The sequence below is a fragment of the Bacillus sp. FSL M7-0003 genome (assembly GCF_038628485.1).
Classification (GTDB): domain Bacteria; phylum Bacillota; class Bacilli; order Bacillales; family Bacillaceae; genus Bacillus; species Bacillus safensis.
The window spans coordinates 279441-303626 of sequence record NZ_CP152024.1; the positions used below are offsets into that span (position 1 = coordinate 279441).

The window sequence follows — 24186 nt, forward strand, 5'->3', positions numbered from 1 at the left end:
TCTAACGTTTTGGAGGGAAAGGGTTTGCGACATATTCTTCGTAAGAAACACGTTCACGATTTGTTGGAACAGAGCAGACAGCAAAAGGTAAAGAAAACACTGGGCGGGCTCGATCTCACGCTTCTTGGTATAGGGGCAGTGATTGGCACAGGGGTTATGGTGTTAACTGGTATAACAGCGGCTAAGGATGCAGGACCGGCTGTTATTTTCTCCTTTGCGATTGCAGCTATTGTGTGCAGTTTGGCAGCACTTTGTTATGCAGAAATGGCTTCAGCGCTTCCTGTATTCGGCAGTGCGTACATTTATTCATATACGACCATGGGCGAGCTTGTAGGCCATTTGATGGGCTGGACCTTATTGTCTGTTTATATGCTGACTGCTTCAGCTGTCGCCAGCGGCTGGTCGAGTTATTTCAACAGCCTGCTTGAGGGATTTGGAATTTCGATTCCGCATCAATTTTTAGCGGGGCCGGAGCAAGGCGGATATATGAATCTGCCGGCGATTATCATTGCTTTACTGATTGCGTGGATCTTATCTAGAGGAACGAAGGAAAGTAAAAAATTTAATAATATCATGGTGTTTGTGAAACTCGGTATTATTGTTCTTTTCATTGTAGTAGGCGGCTTTTATGTACAGCCATCCAATTGGCAGCCGTTTATGCCGTTTGGCGCAGAAGGTGTCATTGCCGGTGCTGCTGCTGTATTTTTTGCCTTTTTAGGGTTTGATGCAATTTCTGCTTCAGCAGAAGAGGTGAAAAATCCGCAGCGGAACCTGCCAATTGGGATCATAGGTTCATTACTTATTTGTACGATCATTTACATTGTCGTTTGTTTGGTCATGACAGGCATGGTGCACTATACACAGCTGAATGTCACAGAGGCTATGTCCTATGTCCTGCAAAGTGTACATCAAAATAGTGTGGCTGGTATTATTTCTGTTGGTGCGGTCATTGGATTGATGGCTGTGATTTTCGCCAATAATTATGCAGCAACTCGAATTGCCTATGCGATGGGCCGAGACGGACTTTTGCCTAAAGTGTTTTCAAAAACAAACAAAAGCGATACGCCTGTTGCTAGCATATGGATGATTGGCGGAATGACAGCTGTTATTTCAGGCTTTATTGATTTGAAGGATCTGTCCAACTTAGCGAATATCGGTGCGTTATTAACGTTTGCCATGGTCAGTTTATCTGTGCTTATTTTGAGAAAAACACATCAGCAGCTTGAGAGGGGCTTCAGGGTTCCTTTTGTGCCGGTTTTGCCGATTATATCAATGGGCTGCTGCTTGTTCCTTATGCTCAACTTACCAGGCCGGACATGGCTTTACTTTGGGGTTTGGCTGTTAATCGGTGTCGTCATGTATGCAGCGTATTCAAACAAACATAGTGAATTAGCGAAATCTTCATGAGAAAAAGGTGCAAATCCGTTGACGATTTGTGCCTTTTTTCATACGATTTGGGATAAGCTATAAAAGAGATGATGAACGGAACAAGAGGAGGATGAGGGATATGATTAGTGTTAGTCCTTATATTGTTGTAGAAGATGTGAAAGAATCTCTTCAATATTATCAAGGGATTTTTGGTGGGGATATTCATATCTTAAATGAACATCAAGACCGTGTCCTGCATGCTGAATTGCATCTTGGGGAATCACTGCTTCATTTTTCAGATACATTTGGACGCACGCCAAAGCCAGAGAATCTCAGATTGATCATGCAGTTTGACAATGAAGAAGAACTAAAGGCTGTCTATGAAGCGCTGGAAGCTGATGGAGATGTACTGGTCGAATTACAGGATACCTTCTTTGGCGCACTTCACGGACAAGTACAGGACCGGAAAAATGGGTTGATCTGGGTTCTGAATTATATGAAATAGACGAAGACCTTCACGAGTGTGAAGTTTCAGCGTGTAGACAAACCCTCGCATTCGGTGTCAGGTCTGCGCTCCGGTGCTCACGAATGTCAAATTCGCTCCGCTCCGATGCTCGTCCTTCCTAGACTTCAAAGGTTTTCTATCACGCTGAAAAGAAGACAAAAGGCTAAAATCAAGATCATTTTAGCCCTTTGTCAACAATCTGTACCTTCACGAGTGTGAAGGTTTTTTTGTGAGTGTTTTTATTTTCTGAAAAATGGAAAATATGCTATGTTGGAAGAATAAAAGGACAAGGAGAAGGGTGGCAAAGGAATGGAACAAATTGAGTTTCAATCAATCCAAACAAATGGTGTAACACTTCATACAGCAATGGCTGGACCAGAAAATGGCCCGCTGCTTGTGCTGCTCCACGGGTTTCCTGAGTTTTGGTACGGCTGGAAAAATCAAATCATCCCCTTGGCTGAGGCAGGCTATCGTGTTGTTGTTCCTGATCAAAGAGGCTACCATCTAAGTGACAAGCCAGAAGGAGTCGAATCCTACGTATTAGATAAACTGAGAGATGATATTGTGGGTTTGATCAAGACGCTGAGCCCGAACCAAAAGGCGATTGTCGGCGGACATGACTGGGGCGGAGCTGTTGCTTGGCATTTGGCTTCAACCCGTTCTCAATATGTCGAGAAATTAATCATTGTCAATATGCCGCATCCGCGGGTGATGATGAAGGTTCTTCCTTTTTATCCGCCGCAGTGGAAGAAAAGCTCCTATATCGCTTTTTTTCAGCTTCCGAATGCTCCAGAGGCAGCACTTCAAGAAAATCATTTTCAAAAGCTGGATGAAGCCATTGGGCTGACGGCAAGACCGCATTTGTTCACGAAGGAAGATGTCTCAAGCTACAAGCTCGCTTGGACGCAGCCAGGCGCCTTGACCTCAATGCTGAATTGGTATCGAGCCATCAAAAAAGGCGGCTTTGAAAAGCCAATTTCCAAACGAATTCTCGTTCCTGTTCGCATGATCTGGGGGATGGAGGACAAATTTTTAAGCAGAAAGCTGGCGAAGGAAACGATAAAGATCTGTCCAAATGGCCAGCTGATCTTTGTCGATGATGCCTCTCATTGGATCAATCATGAGAAACCAGAGGTTGTCAACAAACTCATACTTGAATTTTTGACATAAAGAAAAAAGCTCTGATCAGTTGGGGACTGACCCCCGTTTTTGAGACAGGGATCAAAACACCTTTATACAGCCAATTGCCGATAGTTGATCGGTGATTGGTTGTTTAGTTTTGTTTGAATACGAATGTTGTTATAATAATAAATGTATTCTTTGACAGTGCGTTCTACAATGTTGGTTGTAGTTCGATCAATGCTGTTAAGATAGAACGTTTCAGACTTTAGCGAGGAATGAAACGATTCGATGGAGGCATTATCAGCGGGCGTCCCTTTACGGGACATGCTCATGGTAATGCCTTTTATATGAACAGCTTTCTGATACTCGTAAGATGTATACACAGAACCTTGGTCGCTATGTAACACACAGTTTTCAGGCAGTGCTGGGAGCTGATCAAGTGTGTTTAAAATAAAGTCTGTGTCCTGCTTATCACCAATCGTAAACGCAATTACTTCTCCATTATATAAATCCAATATACTGGAAAGGTACAATTGTTTCTGTCCATAAGGCAAATACGTGATGTCCGTTACTAGTTTTTCAAGAGGGCGATCAGATTGAAAGTTCCGATCCAGTATATTACCGGCCACGGCATAGGGCTGCCCATTCTTCTTACGCTTTTTCATTTTAACCCGGCACTGCCACTGGTTTTTCTGCATGATACGTTGAACAGTTTTATGGTTAATATGCATCCTCATTTTTAGTATGGCTGTGATTTTTCGATATCCATATCGATACTTGTGCTCTCGGCACAACGTGCCGATTTGTTCCTCTAGTTGTTTTTTAGAATGATTCTGAGTCAGATCTTTTTTCCATCTATAGTACGAAGCGCGTGAGACGCCTAAATGGACACAGATGTCCTGTACTGTCATTGTTTTGCACAATTCTTCTACCAGTTTGATTGACGTTTCCTTATCAACTTCCTTTCCAATTCGTTGTACTTTTTTAAAACTTCATTCTGTTGACTCAGATAGCGATTTTCTGCCTGCAGTCTCTCTAATTCGGAAGAGTACTCGGGACCCTTTCTATGGGTATATTGTTTTCCAACAGGCTGTTCGAACCGGTGTGTATCCCCAGCCTTATGCCACCTCACCCATGTCTGAACCTGCGTTTTATTTTTGATATTCAATTCCCGCAAAATCTCTTTCATTGATACGCCTGCCAATCTCATTTCTACAGCCTTCTGTTTGACTTCAACCGGATAACTCACTCTTGTCCCCATAGAAAAAACACCTCCATGTTTTATTTCGGATTACAACGATCCGTTTTCAAACTTGAAGGTGTTTTTTATTTGTCTCATCTTATGGGGTCAGTCCCCCCGTTGACCAGAGCTTTTTTGATTTATCCGATTTGATTCTTTTTCAATGCAGCAGGTTCGTCGTCCCAGCATTCAATTTTCTCATTGTTTGGAACGGCATTTTTATAGAAAACAGGATCTTTGCCTTCTTTTTTCTGTCTCGTGTAGTCCTTCAGTGCTGCGAAGGCGACCTTAGACAGCATGGTAATGGCGATGAGGTTGACGATGACCATGAGTCCCATGAAGAGATCGGCTAGACCCCAAACGAGAGGAACAGTGGCAACCGCACCGAACAGAACCATTCCAATAACGGCAATTCGATAGATGTTAAGCCAAATTTTGTTCGCTCCAAGGAATTCAATGTTCGTTTCCCCATAGTAATAGTTACCGATCAATGTACTAAACGCGAATAGGAAAATCATGATGGCAAGGAAGCCAGAGGCCCATGGTCCAATATGCTGACTAAGAGAAGCCTGTGTTAATTCAATCCCTTGCAGGTTTGTTGTTTTATACGCATCAGAAAACAGAACAAGGAAGGCTGTGCTTGTACAAATAATTAACGTATCTGTTAACACGCCGAATGCTTGGATTAATCCTTGTTTAACAGGGTGGCTTGTGACAGCCGTTGCTGCTGCGTTAGGTGCACTACCCATACCGGCTTCATTTGAGAAGAGACCGCGTTTAATCCCTTGTAATAAGGCACCGCCTAGCGTACCGCCAGCAAACTGTTCAAACCCGAAGGCGTGTTTCACAATCGTGCTGATGACACCAGGAAGTTCCGTGATATTTGTGACAATAACAAAGAACGCAATTCCGATGTAAGCAACCGCAAGCACAACGACAATGTATTCAGAAGCCTTTGCGATCGCTTGGATTCCTTTGAAAATGATCGCTGCAAAAATGACAGCCATCACAATACCGACGGTTAAACGGTCTAAACCGAAGGAGTTTTTAAAAGCGACAGTGATCGTATTTGATTGAACCGCATTAAAGACGATTCCAAAAGAAATCGTAATCAGGATCGCAAATAAAATCCCCATCCAGCGCTTGTTTAACCCTTTTTCCATGTAATAAGCAGGTCCACCGCGGAAACCTGTTTTGTCTTTTACTTTATATACTTGAGCTAGTGTACTTTCAACGAAACTTGAAGCAGATCCGATAATGGCTACGATCCACATCCAAAAGATGGCACCAGGGCCGCCAATGGCAATAGCGATAGCAATCCCTGTGATATTCCCTGTCCCTACACGTGCTGCCATACTGATGGCAAATGCTTGGAACGGTGATATTCCCTCTTTTTCTTTTCTTCCTTCCTTCAGGACACGCAGCATTTCTTTGATCATTCTCACTTGCAGGAAGCGTGTTCTATATGTGAAGTACACCCCAACACCAAGTAACAGAGCAATCACAATATAAGTCCAAATAAAATCATTTGTATGTGTTAAATAAGATAGCAAAGCTTTTTCGTTCATAACATCACCTCTTCGAATTCATCACTGTTCTTTTTAAAAAATACTGAGATCCCACTCTTTGGCGAGCTTTTTCAGCATCATGACACCGGTAATACTATTTCCGCAATCGTCAATGGCAGGACCGTAAATGCCAATTCCACAGCCTGTCTGAAACGGGAACTCTCTTCTTGCGCTTGGCGGAACGCAAGCCATAATTCCTCCAGAAACACCACTTTTGGCTGGAACGCCTACAAAAGCAGCAAAATTCCCAGACGCATTATACATGCCGCATGTCAGCATCAATGCTTTTGTTAGTCTGGCGATATCCTTTGGGATGACTTGGACTTGTTTAAAGGGATGGTAGCCATCACTTGATATAATCAGTCCAATCAAGGCGATGTCCTCTGTTGTGACCTCAATGGAACATTGCTTTAAATACACTTCTAACGTGTCCTCGACATCCGATTCTAAATAATTGGTTTCCTTTAAATAATAAGCAAGTGCCCGATTTCGGTGCGCAGTTGCCCATTCTGATTGATAAACCTCTTCATTAACAGAAGGACGCTTACCTATTAAGTTTTCGATTAAATCGAAAATATATGCTAGCTTTTCTGTAGAAGTCTTTCCGGGAAGGATGGAGGATACGGTAATAGCTCCAGCATTAATCATTGGATTAAAGGGCTTCCCTGGTTTATGCATCTCAAGACGGTAGATGGAATTAAAAGCATCACCAGTTGGCTCTACATCTACCCGATCCAAGACGTAAGGTACGCCTCTTCCTAAACAGGCAGCTATAAAGCTGATGACTTTTGAGATACTTTGCAGGGTAAAGGGAACGTCCCAATCACCATATCGTACAGATGATCCATCTGGGCCTATCACGCTGATACCAAGTTGAGAGGAATTCACTTTTCCAAGTGCTGGAATGTAGCCAGCATTCTGCCCGTTTGTGTAATACGGACGTATTTCTTCTGCCCATTGATCAACAGAAGACTGGCATGCGTGTTGTGTATTTTTAGAAATTGCTGTTTTCATACGATTCCTCCAATCAAAAATCAAAAAGTACCCTATTGAATTGGCGGATGACAAAAAATGCGATCAAATAGGCACGAAAACATGTTACACATCTTCAAAGAACTTGTCATGCGCTGCTTGCACCACTCCTTTACACCTAAATATATGTACAAATGAAGGCATTGTCGGCGGAAAAACAAAAAGGGTTTTTAGTGAAAATTAAGAAAACGCTTACATATAGTTTCACTAAAATTATTCATTCAATTTATCTTGGAAACTACACAATCTGACGTAAATCTACAGAAAAACTTACAAATAAAAATCAGTCTGTCGATGATTGTCTAAACAATTCCTATTATTGTCGTCAATGATCAAAACAGTGAATAGCTGAAAGGTCACCTTGCTGTCCCGGAGAATAGTCATAAAAACGGATTTTGAGGATAAAAGGAGCAGTGAAAATTATTTTTTTGTACATTGTGGAGAAAAGAGTCTCCTTGTATACTGTGGCTATGCAAACAGGGGAAGGGATGTCAGTCATTTGAGTTTAAATCAGCTTGTCAAAAAGGACGCATTCATTTTAATTTTTATGATAGTCATTGTGCCGCTTGCAGGAGAGCTGAAGTTTTATCCTGTGAATGAGACGTTTCGCATCAGCTTTGGCGCACCTGCGTTTTTCTTTTGCTTATTACTCTTAAGAAAATCTAGACCGCTATTGCCGGGATTTTTAACAGGCGCAGCCATTGTGCTTTTTCGGGTAGGTTTAGATTTGATTCAGCAGAATGCTGATCTGGCTTCATCATTTTATCAGCAATTCCCAAGCTTCTTTTTCTATTTCACTTATGCTTTCCTGTTTTTTGCCGTCCGTACGGGACGCTTTAAACAGCGCTCTATTTTCATTGGGATCATCGGTCTGATGATCGAATTAGTTGCTGATTTTGTCGAGCTGTTTGTACAATTTCTAGTGTTTGATACAACGATGACCTTATCAAAGCTGAGCGATATGTTCCTCATTGCGTTTGCTCATAGCTTTGTGGTGATCAGTTTTTTTAATATGATGAAGCTGTATGAGGCTCAATCAAGAGAAAAGCAGATCATGAAACAAAATGAGCATATGATGATGGTCATTTCGAATTTATATGAAGAAACGGTGCATTTAAAGAAAACGTTAAAACATACAGAGCATATTACACAGGAATCATACCGGCTTTATCGTCTGCTGCATGAACACGAAGCAGGGAAAAAAGTGAGTCAGGAGCTGTTAAAGCTCGCAGGAGAAATTCATGAAGTGAAAAAGGACAATCAGCGTATTTATGCTGGGCTTTCAAAGCTGATTTCGAAGGAAAATATGCAAGACTATATGAAGGCGGAGGAGCTTGTTCAAATTGTGATCCGCATTCAAGAGAAGTATGCTTTATCTCTTGGGAAAAACATCTCCTTTACATCTGATATAAGGGGCATTCATCTGCATGATTATCATGTGTTTATTTTCTTATCGCTGATTAATAATTTAATGGCCAATGCAGTCGAAGCAATAAAAGATACCGGGATGATCTCACTCGAATTGAAAGGAAGTCATGATAAAATAGAGATTCGGATTGAAGATGACGGACCAGGGATTCCTATAAAAATGAGAGAGATTGTGTTTGATCCAGGGTATACCTCCAAATTTGATGCATTTGGAACACCGTCTACAGGAATTGGCTTATCCTATGTGAGAGAGCTGGTTCAAGAGCTTGGCGGTCAGATTCAAATCGAACCAAAAGAAACAAAAGGTACAGCTTTTCTGCTTGTCCTTCCTATACAAAATTTAATACAGAGAGGGTGAGTGTATGCGATTCTTCATTGCAGATGATGATCGTGCAATACGCTCGATTTTAGGTCAAATCATAGAGGATGAGGATTTGGGAGAGGTCGTAGATGAAGCGGGTGACGGAGTTGGATTAGAGGCACATTCCCTGAACCTCAAGAAAGTAGACATCCTTTTGATTGATCTTTTAATGCCTGCTAGAGATGGCATTCAAACCATCCGCCATATCCACCCTGAATTTAAAGGCAAGGTCATTATGATTTCCCAAGTAGAGGCGAAAGAGATGATGGCAGAAGCCTATGAACTAGGGATTGAATATTATATCCATAAGCCTGTCAATCGCATTGAAATCGTCAGTGTGATTCGAAAAGTCATGGAGCGTATCAAGCTGGAAAAATCGATATACGATATACAAGCCTCTCTTCGCCACGTGCTGCCATTAGAGCCTGTCATTTCTCAAGGTGCGGGCGCTGGGGCGAAGAGAAGAACGATGAAAGAGGCTGGGGAATTCCTCTTATCTGAGCTGGGAATTGTCGGTGAGAGCGGCTCTAAGGATTTACTGGAGATACTGATCTACTTACATGAAACACAGTCAGCTAATTCTCATGAGGTCAATTTCCCGCCGCTAAAGCAGCTGTTTATCAAAACAGCAGAAAGAAAACTGGATCATGGTGCAACCGATGTAGAGGTGATGCGGGAAGTGAAAGCGGCGGAGCAGCGGATTAGACGAGCTATTCATCATTCCTTGAATCATTTTGCCTCACTAGGATTAACAGATTTCTCAAATCCTAAGTTTGAGCACTACGCGTCGAAGTTTTTCGATTTTACCGATGTCAGTCAAAGAATGAAAGAAATGCAGAAGACATCTTCTCCCTCAGGATCGACAGGCAGAGTCAATACGAAGAAATTCGTTCAAATCTTTTATTTTGAGGCAAAGCAGTTATTCGAAGGAATGAGCTGAAGAAAATCTGTTGGTATGATTGGAGAAAATAAACAGAGAAAGTCTGTCTTTCCTATGATCTATCGTGATCTTCAGGTGATTTTATAATTTAACTGATCATTCAGATTTTTCTTTTTTCTTGAAAATAAAACCCTCCTGTGCAATCGTTTGTTAAAATAGTGAGGTTAGACTAGAATGTCGGAGGTTTTATTTTGGGAAAAATTAAACGAAATGCGCTCTGCCCATGCGGAAGCGGAAAAAAATATAAACATTGCTGTGGTCAAAAATCAGGCGGAGAACAAACGTCTGAGCTTGTGTTTAAGGAAGCTGTACAAGTTCAAAAGGATTTAATGAATTATGCTTTTTCTAAGCATCAGAGAGCGATCAATCAATTCATTAATGAGTTTTCTTTCCTTGCAGATATGGATAAAGAAACGCAACAAATCTCAGTTTTCCATTTGAGTGTATGGGGCATCTTCTTCCGTCCATTAACTGATCAGAAAGAGACCATTTTCCAAGAGTTCCTGACAAAGAAAGCAGAAGATATTACCCGTCCGAAAACAAGACAAGTGGTCCAATCTTGGACAGACATGGAGCCATCTTTGCTTTTATTAAATGAAAAAACGGACGAGTCTCTTTACTTTGAGAATATGGTAACAGCGGAGAAGGTTGAAGTAGATGTAAAACCTGATCAAACGGTACTGCCTGAAAAGGGAAGTCTCGTGCTTGGTTTTCCTGTTCAATTTGAAGAAAAGGCAGAGTTTTTCATTCAATATACGATGTTTGCGAAAGAGTTTACAGATACTCTTCTTCTTCAAGTTCGCCAGCTTGTTGACGCATATGAAGCAAATGGAGGGGCGCGCAGCACATTTATGAGAGAATCATTCCCTGATGTGCTGAAGTGTATGTTTGCGAAGCAAGAAGTAGAAGAATCAGAAACACCTGCTCAAACAGAAGGCGGTGCAGGTCTATCAGCAGATCGTATGGACTGGGCAAGTGACGTCCAGCTGGAAACTGCTAAGCTGATTGAAGACGGAATGAAGGAGCACGGTGACCAAAGCCTGACAGATGGTGCTTTAACGGTTTGGAAAGCCTACTGTGATCAGAAATCACCAGTGATCCGTAAAGTAGCGTCATTTGCTGCCGGAATCGAATACTACATTCATTCACTTGCAAGCGATGCCCCGCTTTCTCAAGCACAAGTAGCGAAGAAGTATGGCATTAGTGCGTCGACTGTATCGAGCCGTTTTAAAGATATCGAAAAAGCGGTGAAAGAAGAGCAAGAGGCGACAGTATAAAATCTAAAAAAGACGCGGCTCCTTCAGAGGCCAGCGTCTTTTTTAGATTATCTCGTTTTAATAAAACCACTCATGTACTGCTCTGTATTATAATCATTGAGGTCAATTTTCCATTGACCATCCCCATTACGTTTCATTTTCACTTCATATTCAGCTGGGCTGGAAACGGGAGGAAGTTTTTCGAATTCAGATGCGTACATGTTTAAGCTTTTTTTATACAATTCTTCTTTAGAACGGATTTTCCCGTTGTAAAACTCGTCTCTTTGCTTGTCTAGCTTGTCTTTTAAGTTAGAAGCATCAATGCCTGTTACTTGAGCGACAACCTTTGCTTCGTCATCAGAGATGGTTTTCACACTTGTTTCTACTTTCGCTTTATCCTTCATGGTGTTTTGAATGCGTTTGTACATCGACAGAATATCTCGGTCACTCACTTCATTTCCGTATATTCCTGCACTTCTTTTGAAGTCTTTTACAAACATCTCATGGTATTTATTGACGACATCCGATTGGTTGTCACCCGTTAAATCTGCGAATTCATCGTTCTTTTTATCAAAAACAATAATATCGGTATAAGCGGATAATGCTTTTGCTGGGTTATCCAGCTTTTTTGCTGAATCGAGTATTTTGTTTCCATCTAGGTCGATTTGGATGGAATCACTGTTTTTCTTGATGCTGTCCTGATAGACGAACTGATATTTCTTCCCTTTGTCTACTAGGAAATAAAGAGCTCCTGAAAGTGACTTGCCTTTGTTCAATGAACCAAGGTCAAGACGGTCTTTGCTGCCGTAGAATTTTAAATCAGATACTTTGGCGTCGTCCTGATAAAGGGAGAAGTCAGAGTTATATAATGAAAGGGCTTTGTCACCTTTGTTTGTGATCGTCAGATTGACTTTTAGCACCAATTCATTATCTCTCAAGGTAGTTGTTGAGTCTTCTGGTAGCGTATATTCGTAGCTATTGACTTTTACCTCTGCTGTTTTCGTTGACTTTTGATCAGCGTCGGTTGATTTGGCTGAGCTCTGGCAGGCTGCAGAGATGATCATCACGAATGAAATCATGAGGAGTGCACTTAATTTTTTAAGATTCACAGTTGAAGCTCCTTTGCTTTTCTTTCGTCATTTCATTCCCGCTATCTGACTAAGAAAAAAGAAACAGATAGATTGGTATATTCGGGTGTTAAAGGGGAAAATATCCTAATGACGATTTGCACTATTCATTCTATCGAAATTCATTCATGATGAGGAATAGGTTTTAGTCCCTATTTTTGATAGTTTTTAACACAATCACCTATAAAATAAGGAATTAAATAAGCATAATATACTAGTTAATAAGTATTAATTTATAGATTTATTTTAGGTTTTAAATGTTTTTTGTATAAAAATCTTGAAGTGAAGGCAGTTTTTATTTCACGAGGCGGTGCCGGATGGCGAAGACGACAGCCTGTGTACGGTCTTGTGCATTGAGCTTTTGTAAAATACGGTGCACATGCGTTTTTACCGTACTTTTGCTGATAAATAATTGATCAGCAATGTCTTCATTCTTTAAGCCATAGGCCATTTGCTGTAATACATCGCGTTCACGTTCTGTGAATGATTCGTGAAGCAGATGAGTGTGATGTGTATCATTTGCCTGCTGAAGAGCTCGTGCCATCATGTGCTCAGAGGCTGCCGTTCGAAATACAGATTCACCAGCAAAGGCGGTACGGATGGCCTCAATTAATTCCTCAGGCATTGTATCCTTCAGCAAATAACCGACTGCCCCTGCACGAATTCCGTCAAAGACGTATTCTTCCGTATCAAAGGTCGTGAGAATCACCACTTTTACATCTGGATGCTTTTTTAAAATGTGCTCTGTTGCTGTGATGCCATCCATTCCAGGCATTTGTACATCCATCAGCAGTACGTCTGGTGTGTTGATCGAGCAAAGCTCAACCGCCTCCTGACCGTCTGACGCCTCCCATATGACGTCAATATCCTCTTGAGCGCTTGCAATATAACGAAATCCTTGGCGGATCAGCGGCTGATCATCAATAATGCCAATCTTAATAGGGTTTGTCATGTCTCGGAGTCCTCCTTGATAGGAATTTGAACATGGATACAAAAGCCGTGCGGCTCACGTATGGACGTCTCGAGGGAACCGCCTGCTGCGTCACACCGTGCCTTCATGCCTGACAGTCCAAAGCCAAATGAAATATCTTTTTCGCTGGTCAAATATCCATCGTCTTCAATGTTCATCATCAGCTCATGCTGGTCGTTAGATAGTGTAATGGTCATCGCGGTGGCTTTGGCATGGCGAATTGTATTGGTGATGGCTTCTTGTAAAATGCGGTAAAGCAGTTCAGATACGGAGAGCGGCCATTTTTTATACGTAAGCTGCTCTGTATGAAAGTGAATGTCAAGCTCACCCGATATCTCTCCTTGCTTGATGAGGCTGCGAAGTCCGGCAAGTCCGAGACCTGCATCATCTGACGCCATATGATGAACCACAGAACGAACTTCGGTGAGACAATTTTTAGAAATATGGATCAGCTCCTGAAACGTCTGCGTCATCTGCTCTGGTTCTTCCTGCTTTAAACGGTAGGGCAAAGACTGCAGCTGGACAATCATTGAGGTTAATTGGTGACCGATACTGTCATGCAGGTCACGTGCAATTCTGCTTCGCTCCTCCAGCACTGCAAATTGGAGTGACTGAACGGTCGCTTCTTCAAGCTCCATATGCGCCTTTTTCAATTGTTCATGGGCTTCTGATAATTCCTTGTGAACCAATTGCAGTTCTCCGAAGTGTTCTTCCTTTAATTCCTGTTCACGCCGACGCATTCTAGAAATCAAAACAAGTGTATACACAAGCAGCTGGAATAGCGGGAGAGTGATCACCATGTTCCAAGAAAAATCGTTTATATAATAGCTGATCCCACTGGTGAAAAAGATGATAGCAAATAGATAGGGATGATGCGCCTCTGAAAAACGAAAAGCGATAAAGCCGATCATAAAAAAGGTCAGTCCAATACTGTCTTGAATCTGACCTGTCACCAGCCACAAAAGATGTGTCAAAATCCACATCAAGAGGAGCATAGAAAATTGCTTTTTAGGTGACAGCTTGTTTTTTGGAAAAAGACAAAGGAGAAACACCAAATAGACGAAGGTGCGAAACACCAATTCGCCTAATGAAAGGGGCTCATACATTTGAATATACATATAGGTCAAAACAAGGCCTAATACGAATTTCCGCCTTATTTGACCTAAAAGCTTGAGTGGCTGCTGAAGGTTCATATCAAAAACTCCTGTCTGTCAGTTAATAGCAGCAGATGCCTTGATGTTCATATATCTTTTTAAAAGAATAAAACGTAAGCCGATCATACTGCCGATTGGAAGGAATGTCAGGCCATTTGCGAAAATGATCAGGGAATGACCGCCATCCTGTACAATGGAACCTACTGTCATCCGGATAAAAATGATTCCGATGAAAAAAAGTGTTCCATAAAGTGAGCTGGCGGCGGTGATACGTCCCGACTGTTGATCATATGTTACTTTGTATAGTTTACCTCTCCATAGACCGATTGCAAAACCTGCGAGTGCAAAGACAATCATTGCAAGCAGGCTCATCGCCGTGATTTCAATATGCTGGGTAAAGGAATAAGAGAGTGTGCCTAATAAAATGAGCGGTCCTATGAGAAGCCTGATGGGGCGGATTTCTTTTTCCTTGCCTGTTCTTAAAAGCAGAATAATCATAATGATGACAATTTGAATGGTCATGACAAGATCTCCTTTTCGTTTTAGTCTATCTTCATCATACGCATCTTCTATTTTCGCGGCGTCCACCCGCAGGTTGATTTTTAGAGAGCGGTATACTTGAATGTTGGAAATGGTTCGTGGGAAAATAAGGATGATTATGTAGATAAGGGAGATGAGCTTTTGAAAAAGGTAACGCTTGGACGAACTGATTTGCAGGTAAATCCGATAGGGCTTGGTACGAATGCAGTAGGCGGGCATAATTTATTCCCGAATCTTAGTGAGGATGCTGGACGGGAGCTTGTGGAGACCGCTCTTGATCAAGGTGTCAATTTCTTAGATTCTGCTTTTATTTATGGGCTGGGCCGTTCAGAGGAATTAATCGGTGAGATCATTGCCAAAAGAGGCGGCAGAGAAAAGCTTGTCCTTGCGACAAAAGGAGCTCATAAGGAAGTAAACGGGCAAATTGAACTTGATAACAGCCGTGATTTCTTAAGAGAGCAGGTTGAAAATAGCCTGAAACGACTGCAAACAGATTATATTGATTTGTACTATATGCATTTCCCAGATGGACGTACGCCGCTCGAAGAAGTAGCAGGCACATTAAAGGAATTGAAGGACGAAGGGAAAATCAGGGCAATCGGTGCATCAAACCTTGATTTTGAACAGCTTCAAGCCTTTAACCGAGATGGTTACTTAGACGTGCTTCAATCAGAGTATTCTCTACTGAAACGTCAGGCAGAGCAGGATCTTCTTCCATACTGTGTCGAGCATGGGATCTCCTTTATTCCTTATTTCCCATTGGCGTCAGGCTTGTTGACTGGGAAATTTACAAAAGATGCGACATTTGATGATATTCGAGCAAAGGACCCGCTTTTCCAAGGCGATGCTTTCCTTTCAAATCTCGAAAAAGTAGACAAGCTGAAGGCCATTGCTCAATCAAAGAATGCAGAAACAGCACACGTCGCACTCGCTTGGCTCTTAGCGCAGGATGGCATTGATGCTATTATTCCAGGGGCAAAACGAGCAGACCAAGTGCTGCAAAACCTAAAAACAAACGATGTTCAATTAACAGAAGAGGAAATCAATCAAATCGATAAGATCTTCTCTTAACACTAAAAAAGGTGCAGCTATGCACCTTTTTTTTATGACATGGTGAGAGGGATTTTGATGACGAGCCGCAAATTTGGAGAACGGTAAGTGAAATCAAGCGTACCGTCTGCCTTTTCAACAAGCTGTTGAATGATATACGTCCCCATGCCTTGATGATCGCCGCCTTTTGTCGAGCGGCCAAAAGTTTTGAACAAATGATCTAGCACGTGTTTTTCCATACCTTTTGTGCTGTTTTCACAATGGATTAAAAATAGCCCGCTCCGAATAGAGGTCGTGACCGAAATGCTTCCCTCTTTTCCGGCTTGCTTCGCTTCAATCGCTGCATCTAGAGCATTATCAAGCAGGTTGCCAGTAAAACTAACCTGATCCGCCTTTGAAAAAGGAAGCGATGAAAAGGGTGCTTGAAGGTCTAGTGAAAGTGCAATGTCCTCTTTCTCAGCCCGCTCCAAAAAGGGATGTAGGGTTGAGGCTAAATATGCATTTTCTCCTTTAATCCATGGGAAATGTTTGACGTATTGCTGAATCAAATCTTTGATTTCATGCTCGTCGTTCGATGCGGAAAAGGCATTTAAATGTCTGGCTGTTTCATGATGTTTACTGCGCAGCTCAAGAAGTAATTCGTTGGTTCTTGATTCTGCGTTTATGAGCTCTTGAAGCTGTCCATTTAACTGTTTCTCTGTCTGCATCACCTTCAATGAGAGGATATCGATTGTCACCATCATGATGAGCGCCAAAAGACAGCTCAGTCCATTCGGTTGCGTTAGAAACAGCAAAAGACCTGTGCAGGTAATGAGTATAAAAGCGCCTAATATCACATCACCGCTCGTATGAGGCAAAAATCTTTTGTACATGAAAAATGTATAAACACACACCGCGCAAAAGGTAAGAAGCCACAACACAATGGATGAAAGCGGCAGAAAGGCTTCAGCAGCTGCATGAAACGCAAGACCTAACCATATGAGAGCATAAATGCGAAATCCAAGATAGAAAGCGTTCACGTTCGTTCTCCTTAAAAATAGTATTTCTTAAAGAATTCTAATTGCTGCTTGGTCATCATGGCTTTTTTATCTGTCCCTTCAAAAGACACGATATACGAATTTTTAGCATACGCCGAGAAATTCTTAATGTAATGAATATTAATGATAAACGATCGGTGGGAGCGGATAAAATCCTTTTCAGCTAGATCGCCCTTTAGCTCATTTAATGTCTGATAGGTCTGGATATCTCCTGTCGTTGTTACGATAGTTGTTGACCGGCCTGTTCGCTCAACAAAAATAACATCCTTTTTCTGGAGCACATGAATATCTGACTGCTGCTTAATGAGAAGCCGTCCATGAATGCTCTTCTCCTGTTTGGTGGACATATAACGCTCTAAGCATTTGGCAATTCGATCAGCTTGGTAGGGCTTCATAATATAATCATGTACATTCAAATCAAACGCATGGACCGCATATCCACTGTTTCCTGTCACAAAGACCACATCGACATTCAGTGCGTGAGAGTGAATGAGGTCCGCTAATTCATAGCCGGACATTCCAGGCATTTCAATGTCAGCGAACAACAGATCAATGTCTCCTTTTTTGACCTTCTCATATGCATCCTCTGCTGACTGCGTGACAAAGATGATGTCCACAGCCTCCATCCTGCCTACAATGGCGTGCAGCTTTTCTAAATCTACTCGGTAATCGTCGACGAGACCTACTTTTATCATAAAAATCACCTATGACCATTCTTATTATTTGTCTATTTTACCATTTGTTTTTTTGAAATAGATCATTTCAAGACAGAAAAAGGACGTTTCGCGACATTTTTATATCAGGCAAGCGTTATTTTTTCTATCATAGACTTAGAAAGTTGAAAGGGGCGAACCACATGATTACTCTCAGCGATTGCAGCTGCTGGTTTAAAGATAAGAAAAAAGTCGTAAAAGCGATGAAACACATGACGTTCTCCGTGAAGGAAGGGGAAGTCGTTGGCATTCTAGGAGAAAATGGTGCAGGAAAAACAACATTATTGCGCGCCGTAGCCACATTATTAGAGCCTACACACGGAACAGTCACTGTCGCAGGCTTTGATACAGTGAAAGAAGCAACAGAAGTGAAAAAGCGAATTGGTGTCTTGTTTGGCGGAGAGACGGGGCTTTACGATCGTTTGACGGCAAGAGAAAACCTTGAATACTTTGGCAAATTATATGGCTTAGATCAGCATGAAATCAAAGCAAGAATAGAGGATTTGGCAAAGCGTTTTGGGATGAGACAATACATGGATCGCAAGGTGAAAGGATTCTCAAGAGGAATGAAACAAAAGGTGGCGATTGCCAGAACGTTAATTCATGATCCTGACATTATTTTATTTGATGAGCCGACAACAGGCTTAGATATCACGTCGAGTAATATTTTCAGAGATTTTATCCATCAGCTCAAGCAGCAAAATAAAACGATCCTCTTTTCAAGCCACATCATGGAAGAAGTCAGCCAGCTTTGTGACAGTGTGATGATGATTCATCAAGGAGAGCTTGTTTACAAAGGGACACTTCCAGAATTATATGCACAGGAACAAAGTGAAGACTTGAACTATATCTTTATGTCGAAGCTCGCTAGGGGGATTTCATAATGTGGAAAATCGTCTTTTTGAAAGAAATGACAGATGCGCTAAGGGATCGAAAAACGTTGCTCTTAACCGTACTGATTCCTCTTTTGACCATGCTTGGGCTGGTGTTCTTTTATGAAAGCATGATTGCAGATCCAGGGGATAAAGCCTATACAGTCGCCATCAATGAACAGCTTCCAGCCGAAATGAACCAAATGATCAAAGAGGTCAAAAACCTAAACCTTGAAACATTTGATGATCCGCAGCAAGCCGTCAAGGATGGGGAGGCAAATGCTTACCTGGAAATGCCGAAAGAGGCAGGCGATATGCTCAAGCATCAAAAGCCATTCGCCATTAAAATTCATGGATATACGACAGATGATGATTCGGTGATCACCGTTCAAATGCTGCAATCATTGCTGGAGCAGTATCAAAACCAGGTGGTCGAGAAGCGCTTAGCAGCGGATCAAATCGATACGTCCGTTATTCATCCGTTTGAAGTGCAGTCCGTTGATGTAGAAGAAGGTGATGAAGGGGAAAACGGAGTGACCGCTATGCTGTTGTCGATTCTCCTTCCAATGATTTTGGTGACCTCCGTGATCTCAGGAGCTTTGCCGGCAGCGCTTGATATTGTAGCGGGTGAAAAAGACCGAAAATCAATTGAAGCCTTATTCCTGACGCCGGCCAGCAGACTCCAGATTCTCATCGGAAAATGGCTCGCTGTCTCTATGTTCGGTATTTTAAGTGGGATTGTGGCGATCGGGATGCTGCTTCTATCGACTTTGCTCTTTACAGAAAAGCTGAAGCAAGCTCTGAACTTTGGTGATCAAATGTGGAGCATTATCGGCGTTATGTTTGCGGCGTTAATCATCTTCTCCTTCATGGTATCCATGATTGAATTGCTGCTCAGTGTGATGTCGGGTTCAGTCAAAGAAGCGCAATCGTACATGTCCATGATCATTACGCTAGGTGTGCTCCCAATGTTCTTTACCATGAGAGCGGGTGCTACGCAGCTAGATACGTATTACTTTGCCATCCCATTCCTCAATATTCATGCGCTGTGTAAGCAATTGATGTTTGGTATCATCGATCCAATGTCCATCGCCCTGACACTCGGCTCCTCAGCCTTGGCAGTCGTCATCCTGTTTGTCATCGTCAGAAGCTTGTTTATGAAAGAGAAATGGATGCTTGCGAAATAAAGAAAACTTGCAGATATATTCTGCAAGTTTTTTTATATTCAGAGATTCATATAAAAGAGGCTCGCGATAGCATGATGGAAGAGGAAATGATATAATTATCCTAATTTTACCAAAGAAAGGAGTTCGGATATGTCTTATCAAACAGATGACGGTGATGTGTTAGGACTATGTAATATATATGCTCAGCAAACACATCATTTTGAAGCCTTTATTTTGGGAAACAGGGTAGGTTTATTAGAATTAAAAAATGCAATAGACAAGGCTTTAGAAACCGGTAGTTCTACTGCAACGTTATTCCCTTCTGATTATGAGGGATATGATGTCTATATTGCTTTAGTAGACGATGAGCAAAGGTTTGAAAAATTAACAACTCCTTATGTAGAGGAATACGCACAAGAGGAAGATGCGGTTGATCCAATCGAGATCATGAAAGAATATGAAGCTGAAAAGGGGAATTCTTCTTCATGAAATATTCTCGTTATGAAAAAAGCTGGACCTCACTATATTAATAGTAGCAGCCATTACTATATTTATGGTGGATATTCAGTGGGTGTGGTTGTCGATTTTCTTGCTTTCTTCTCTGTATTTCGGAATCAAATATAGGAAACAACCGAAATAAATTAACAAAAACCCCCGGAATCGGGGGTTTTTCTTTAGTTCTTGATGAATTTCTCAACTAATGAGCTTGTTTTGTAGTCGTTCAAATCTAGTTTCCATTGGTCGATATCATTTTTCTTCATGTTGACTTCTACTGTTTCTTCAGAAGATGATGGTCCTAATTTTTTAAACTCATCTGGGTAAATTGATAGTAAGTATTTTTGCGCTTCATCATAAGAAGCTGAACGGTTTTTGCTGTAGAACTCAGTCGCTTTCTCTTTCAAACGATCGACAAGCGGACTTGCATCGATTGGTGTAAGAGTCACAGACACGACAGCTTTATCACCACTGATGGATTTTGTTTTTGTTGAAACTTTTGATTTTTCAGCTAATGTTTCTTTCACAGCTTTCAGTAGCTTATCAAGGTTTTCATCCTTCGCTGAGCTAGAAGAAATACCTGAAGAAGTGATGTAACCTTGTTTGAATGATTTATCAAATTCGTTCACAACAGTTGATTTGTTATCACCTGTTAGTTTTTCGAAATCATCGTTTTTCTTACCAAAAATCATCACATCAATATAAGAAGAAAGAGCTTTTGCAGATGCTTGTAGTGTATCTGCTTTTTTCATTAAGTCTTTTCCTTTAATATCGAATTCTAATGTCTTGTCATCTTTTTTCGATCCGCTTCCTGGCTCTGTGTAAACAAGCTGATAGTCTTTGTCTTTGTCAACAACAAAGAAAAGACCGCCTTTAGTCACTTTGTCTGCATTTAAAGAGCTTGAAGATAATACTTCGTTATAGTCATCTGGAGAGATTGTAGATACCTGTGCGTCATCTTGGTAAAGCGTGAAGTTGCTTTTATCAACATTGAGAGGCTCTTTGCTGATATTTTTTACAGATACATTCACTTTTAGTACATACTGATCATCCTGTACAGATGTATCGTATTGAGGTGGTAATGTGTACTCAGCACTTTCTACCTTTACCTCTGCTGCATCAAGAGATTTTTTGGTATCGTTTTCTTTCGCAGCTGTTTTGTCTTTTCCACCACTACAAGCAGCAGCGACAACAGTTACACACAAGATCAGAAGAAACAGGGATAATTTCTTTTTAAACATGGCGTGTTTTCCTCCTCGGGTTTATGGTGAATTTCATTGAAAAGCTGTAGTTCATATCATTCTTTTTGCACAAAAAGAAAAATACTGTATGTTTTTTACTGTAGAATGAAGCGAAAGTACTGTCAATACCTCAGTGCGTTTCCGAGGTTGATTGGCTTCAAGTAGTAAAAATGACACTAAGTTGAGAGGAGAAACTTGTAATTTATTATTTGATATCTCCTGTAGAAACTCAACATTTTATATTTTAAGGTTTTGAGTCGGATTATTGAATAGGTTCAAATGACTGTTTTTGAAGATGATGTCGCAATTAGAAGGATTTTTATGACTTGTAAATGAGTATATAGTAATGAATATTTCTTCCTGTTATGTATATGGTCACTTGGTTTGAGTGTTGTTGGCAGCGAGACACATGTCCAGCAAATTTAGACAGGCTGCCGACACTGAACGTGCTTTTTCATGTCAAAATGGCAGTCATCTACACAGAAACGCTACATAAAATAAAAGAGAAACGAACTGGAGGTGGATGTATGGCAGTGGTAAGAGCGACAAGCTCTGATATTGATTTAATGGCCAGACTGCTGAGAGCGGAGGCAGAAGGTGAAGGGAGGCGAGGGATGCTGCTCGTAGGAAACGTGGGCATCAATCGTTTGCGTGCCAACTGCTCTGACTTTAAAGGGCTGCGTACGATTCCACAAATGATTTATCAGGAGCATGCATTTGAAGCGGTCACGCATGGTTACTTCTATCAGCGAGCACGAGAAACGGAAAAAACACTTGCGCGGAGAAATATTAACGGAGAACGTTTTTGGCCGGCAAAATTCAGCCTTTGGTATTTTAAACCGCCTGGCGATTGTCCGGCGACTTGGTACAATCAGCCGTTTGTGGCAAGGTATAAGTCACATTGCTTTTATCAGCCAACCGCCGAAACGTGTGAAAATGTTTATAACACCTTTTAGCTTGATGAAACGCACAACCCTCTTCGAGTACAAATGCAGAGGGTTGTGTTTTTGTTTTTTCCAAAATGGGTAACCATTGTGTATCAGCAAGATGAAGCACGTGAATGGAGGAAATGAAGATGTATCAAGATTTAAAAGGGAAAACAGCCATTGTCACAGGTTCTTCAAAAGGAATTGGACAAGCGATTGCATTGCGGTTTGGACAAGAGGAAATGAATGTGGTTGTAAACTATAAAGGCGATGAAGATGGAGCTGAAGAGACCGTACAAGCCATTCAGAAGCACGGAGGTGGGGCGGTGAAAGTACACGCAGATGTCTCCAAAGAGGAAGGCATCCAAGCCATCATGGATACAGCACTGGAGCATTTCGGTACAGTAGATGTATTCGTCAATAATTCAGGCTTCAACGGCGAAGAAGCGCTGCCGCATGAGATGACGCTGGAGCAATGGCAAAACGTCATCGATGTCAACATAACAGGTGCATTTTTAGGCGCAAAGGCTGCGCTCGCCTATATGATGGAGCATGACATCAAAGGATCGATTTTAAATATTTCCAGTGTCCATCAGGAAATTCCGCGCCCGTTTAATGTTCATTATTCCACTTCAAAGGGCGGAATGAATATGATGACGAAGACGCTGGCTCTTGATTATGCCGAAGCAGGTATTCGAATCAACGCGATTGCGCCGGGTACCATGGCAACCGAATCGAATGATGATTTACAGGATGAATTGAAAAAACAAAAGCAGCTTGAGAAAATTCCGATGAGAACCTTTGGTGAACCGAAGGAGATTGGGGCCGCTGCTGCATTCCTCGTTTCTAAGGAAGCGGCGTATATCACAGGCACCACCTTATTTGTAGATGGTGGAATGACACTTTATCCTTCTCAAATCAATGATTAATCCAAAAAACATCCGCCTGTTCATCCGGCGGATGTTTTTTGTTCGTAGCGTTGAGCGACTTTGGCTGGTTTGCCGAGCAGCATCGGGTATTTGCTCAGGAAGGAGATACATGGCACCATGAGCAGCAATGTGCCAATCGTATAAAAAAGTGTCCAAGAGAGCTGTGCTGTATCAGCAATATTGATACCGAGTCCATAAAAAACAAATGCTTTCATGATATCGATACCGGCAAACTGCAAGACAAGAATGACAATAGAATTACGTCCTAGATACGTCAAAATAGGGGATGTTTTCAATTTAAAGCTTAAATAAATCACGGCAGCTGAACCGAGCAGAGCACATGCGTAGAAAATAAAGAGATCACCGTAGTCGTTGACGCGCATATCGATCCGTGAATTAAAGCTTTGCATGTAAGCCGTTAGCACAAGCAGACCTGTACATAAAAGAAGGGTTGGATCTGTTTTTAATTCCACAAACCATTGCTTTGCTAAAAATCCAATCGAATAAAACACAACAGCTGTCAAGGCGACATTGGCGTTCCAAGGAAGACTTTGATCTAAAAGCAAGGTAGAGGCATATCCAGCACCTCCGCAAAGAACAGTCAGCAAGATCACGGCAGCGGGTTTTCCTTTAGAAAGACGATGCATAAAGAAAAATAAAATTTCCACTAAAAAGAGCGTCGTTAAAAACCAAATCGCTGGGTTATGTGTGAGTCTTGCTTCATCTGCATTGGATATGAAAATACCTGTAAACGGAACGAAAGGATCAATATCCGTTTGTCCCTTGAATGCGAAAAAACGGGTAACGGAGAACCAAAATACATACGTAATGATGGAGAAATAGAGATAGGGCAAGAGTAAGCTTTTGGCTTTTTTCTGAATAAATGACAGAGCAGGGGATGAGGATGATCGAAACATCATGCCTGATAGTAAAAAGAAAAGCGGCATATGAAAAGAGTAAATGAATTGCTTGAGCGAATCTGGAATGGGCACATGCGCCATGACCACGAGCAGAATGCCAATTCCTTTAGCTGCATCAACCCAATCGAGTCTCTTTTTCATGTCTGTCATCTCCTTCTTTCTCAGCGTTGTAAACCGTTCATTGAATATGTACCTCTACTATATAAAAGGTACACCTCTTATGCGT

23 protein-coding genes are annotated in these 24186 nt (G+C 41.6%); 12 read left to right on the forward strand and 11 right to left on the reverse strand.

Annotation, left to right across the window (positions count from 1 at the left end):
• The first annotated feature begins 24 nt into the window (after positions 1-24).
• The 3 genes from MHI23_RS01535 to MHI23_RS01545 all read left to right on the forward strand — a co-directional run bounded on the left by MHI23_RS01535 (position 25) and on the right by MHI23_RS01545 (position 3043).
• Positions 25-1407, forward strand: coding sequence for an amino acid permease (locus MHI23_RS01535; RefSeq protein WP_024424380.1), 1383 nt, complete (start codon positions 25-27; stop codon positions 1405-1407).
• Positions 1408-1507: 100 nt separating this feature from the next.
• Positions 1508-1873 carry a VOC family protein gene (locus MHI23_RS01540; protein ID WP_024424379.1) on the forward strand — a complete coding sequence of 122 codons (366 nt, stop codon included), beginning with the start codon at positions 1508-1510 and terminating at the stop codon, positions 1871-1873.
• A gap of 309 nt (positions 1874-2182) precedes the next feature.
• A complete protein-coding gene (locus MHI23_RS01545) occupies positions 2183-3043 on the forward strand; it encodes an alpha/beta hydrolase (RefSeq protein ID WP_024427419.1) in 861 nt (286 codons plus the stop codon).
• A gap of 62 nt (positions 3044-3105) precedes the next feature.
• Here MHI23_RS01545 and MHI23_RS01550 read toward each other — a convergent pair.
• The 3 genes from MHI23_RS01550 to MHI23_RS01560 form a co-directional block, all read right to left on the reverse strand.
• A protein-coding gene (locus tag MHI23_RS01550; protein ID WP_098677243.1) for an IS3 family transposase occupies positions 3106-4256 on the reverse strand; the annotation gives its coding sequence in 2 pieces (ribosomal slippage) (positions 3106-3983 and positions 3983-4256; 1152 coding nt in all).
• Between the two features lie 119 nt (positions 4257-4375).
• Positions 4376-5803 (reverse strand): alanine/glycine:cation symporter family protein, encoded by a 1428-nt coding sequence (locus tag MHI23_RS01555; protein ID WP_024427211.1) that lies wholly within the window; start codon positions 5801-5803, stop codon positions 4376-4378.
• A gap of 33 nt (positions 5804-5836) precedes the next feature.
• A complete protein-coding gene (locus MHI23_RS01560; protein WP_024427212.1) occupies positions 5837-6817 on the reverse strand; it encodes a glutaminase in 981 nt (326 codons plus the stop codon).
• Positions 6818-7334: 517 nt separating this feature from the next.
• Here MHI23_RS01560 and MHI23_RS01565 point away from each other — a divergent pair.
• From MHI23_RS01565 to MHI23_RS01575, 3 genes are all read left to right on the forward strand, one after another.
• The gene (locus MHI23_RS01565; RefSeq protein WP_024427213.1) at positions 7335-8621 is read left to right on the forward strand and encodes a sensor histidine kinase; all 1287 of its coding nucleotides are present in this window, start codon (positions 7335-7337) and stop codon (positions 8619-8621) included.
• A gap of 4 nt (positions 8622-8625) precedes the next feature.
• Positions 8626-9564, forward strand: coding sequence for a response regulator (locus MHI23_RS01570; protein WP_025092765.1), 939 nt, complete (start codon positions 8626-8628; stop codon positions 9562-9564).
• Positions 9565-9755: 191 nt separating this feature from the next.
• Positions 9756-10841, forward strand: a complete 1086-nt coding sequence (locus MHI23_RS01575) for an SEC-C metal-binding domain-containing protein (RefSeq protein ID WP_268436658.1) — start codon at positions 9756-9758, stop codon at positions 10839-10841.
• A gap of 47 nt (positions 10842-10888) precedes the next feature.
• Here the strand turns inward: MHI23_RS01575 and MHI23_RS01580 are convergent, their stop codons facing one another.
• The 4 genes from MHI23_RS01580 to MHI23_RS01595 all read right to left on the reverse strand — a co-directional run bounded on the left by MHI23_RS01580 (position 10889) and on the right by MHI23_RS01595 (position 14593).
• Positions 10889-11929 (reverse strand): DUF4352 domain-containing protein, encoded by a 1041-nt coding sequence (locus MHI23_RS01580; RefSeq protein ID WP_025092767.1) that lies wholly within the window; start codon positions 11927-11929, stop codon positions 10889-10891.
• Between the two features lie 313 nt (positions 11930-12242).
• The gene (locus tag MHI23_RS01585) at positions 12243-12899 is read right to left on the reverse strand and encodes a response regulator transcription factor (RefSeq protein ID WP_044333593.1); all 657 of its coding nucleotides are present in this window, start codon (positions 12897-12899) and stop codon (positions 12243-12245) included.
• The gene (locus MHI23_RS01590; protein ID WP_342492220.1) at positions 12896-14110 is read right to left on the reverse strand and encodes a sensor histidine kinase; all 1215 of its coding nucleotides are present in this window, start codon (positions 14108-14110) and stop codon (positions 12896-12898) included. Before MHI23_RS01590 ends, MHI23_RS01585 begins: the two co-directional genes overlap by 4 nt.
• Before the next feature lie 18 nt (positions 14111-14128).
• Positions 14129-14593 (reverse strand): DUF1453 domain-containing protein, encoded by a 465-nt coding sequence (locus MHI23_RS01595; protein WP_342492221.1) that lies wholly within the window; start codon positions 14591-14593, stop codon positions 14129-14131.
• Positions 14594-14752: 159 nt separating this feature from the next.
• Between MHI23_RS01595 and MHI23_RS01600 the strand changes: the two genes are divergently transcribed.
• The gene (locus MHI23_RS01600) at positions 14753-15682 is read left to right on the forward strand and encodes an aldo/keto reductase (protein WP_024424368.1); all 930 of its coding nucleotides are present in this window, start codon (positions 14753-14755) and stop codon (positions 15680-15682) included.
• A gap of 32 nt (positions 15683-15714) precedes the next feature.
• Here the strand turns inward: MHI23_RS01600 and MHI23_RS01605 are convergent, their stop codons facing one another.
• Positions 15715-16680, reverse strand: a complete 966-nt coding sequence (locus MHI23_RS01605) for a GHKL domain-containing protein (protein ID WP_120208457.1) — start codon at positions 16678-16680, stop codon at positions 15715-15717.
• An 11-nt stretch (positions 16681-16691) separates the two neighbouring features.
• Complete coding sequence (locus tag MHI23_RS01610) at positions 16692-17393, reverse strand: LytTR family DNA-binding domain-containing protein (protein WP_024424366.1); 702 nt, start codon at positions 17391-17393, stop codon at positions 16692-16694.
• Between the two features lie 161 nt (positions 17394-17554).
• On the opposite strand from MHI23_RS01610, the gene MHI23_RS01615 reads away from it, so the two are divergent.
• The 3 genes from MHI23_RS01615 (at position 17555) to MHI23_RS01625 (ending at position 19938) form a co-directional block, all read left to right on the forward strand.
• Complete coding sequence (locus MHI23_RS01615) at positions 17555-18295, forward strand: ATP-binding cassette domain-containing protein (RefSeq protein WP_025092774.1); 741 nt, start codon at positions 17555-17557, stop codon at positions 18293-18295.
• Positions 18295-19470 carry an ABC transporter permease gene (locus MHI23_RS01620; RefSeq protein ID WP_342492222.1) on the forward strand — a complete coding sequence of 392 codons (1176 nt, stop codon included), beginning with the start codon at positions 18295-18297 and terminating at the stop codon, positions 19468-19470. The genes MHI23_RS01615 and MHI23_RS01620 overlap by 1 nt, the downstream gene beginning before the upstream one ends.
• A 129-nt stretch (positions 19471-19599) precedes the next feature.
• A complete protein-coding gene (locus MHI23_RS01625) occupies positions 19600-19938 on the forward strand; it encodes a hypothetical protein (protein ID WP_342492223.1) in 339 nt (112 codons plus the stop codon).
• 185 nt (positions 19939-20123) lie between these two features.
• Here the strand turns inward: MHI23_RS01625 and MHI23_RS01630 are convergent, their stop codons facing one another.
• The gene (locus tag MHI23_RS01630; protein WP_163114419.1) at positions 20124-21185 is read right to left on the reverse strand and encodes a DUF4352 domain-containing protein; all 1062 of its coding nucleotides are present in this window, start codon (positions 21183-21185) and stop codon (positions 20124-20126) included.
• A gap of 527 nt (positions 21186-21712) precedes the next feature.
• Here MHI23_RS01630 and MHI23_RS01635 point away from each other — a divergent pair.
• Together MHI23_RS01635 and MHI23_RS01640 are read left to right on the forward strand one after the other, a co-directional pair.
• Positions 21713-22141 carry a cell wall hydrolase gene (locus MHI23_RS01635; RefSeq protein WP_024424361.1) on the forward strand — a complete coding sequence of 143 codons (429 nt, stop codon included), beginning with the start codon at positions 21713-21715 and terminating at the stop codon, positions 22139-22141.
• A gap of 119 nt (positions 22142-22260) precedes the next feature.
• Complete coding sequence (locus MHI23_RS01640; RefSeq protein WP_024427225.1) at positions 22261-23040, forward strand: glucose 1-dehydrogenase; 780 nt, start codon at positions 22261-22263, stop codon at positions 23038-23040.
• A 20-nt stretch (positions 23041-23060) separates the two neighbouring features.
• Here the strand turns inward: MHI23_RS01640 and MHI23_RS01645 are convergent, their stop codons facing one another.
• Positions 23061-24101, reverse strand: coding sequence for an acyltransferase family protein (locus MHI23_RS01645; protein ID WP_125587134.1), 1041 nt, complete (start codon positions 24099-24101; stop codon positions 23061-23063).
• Positions 24102-24186: the final 85 nt, after the last annotated feature.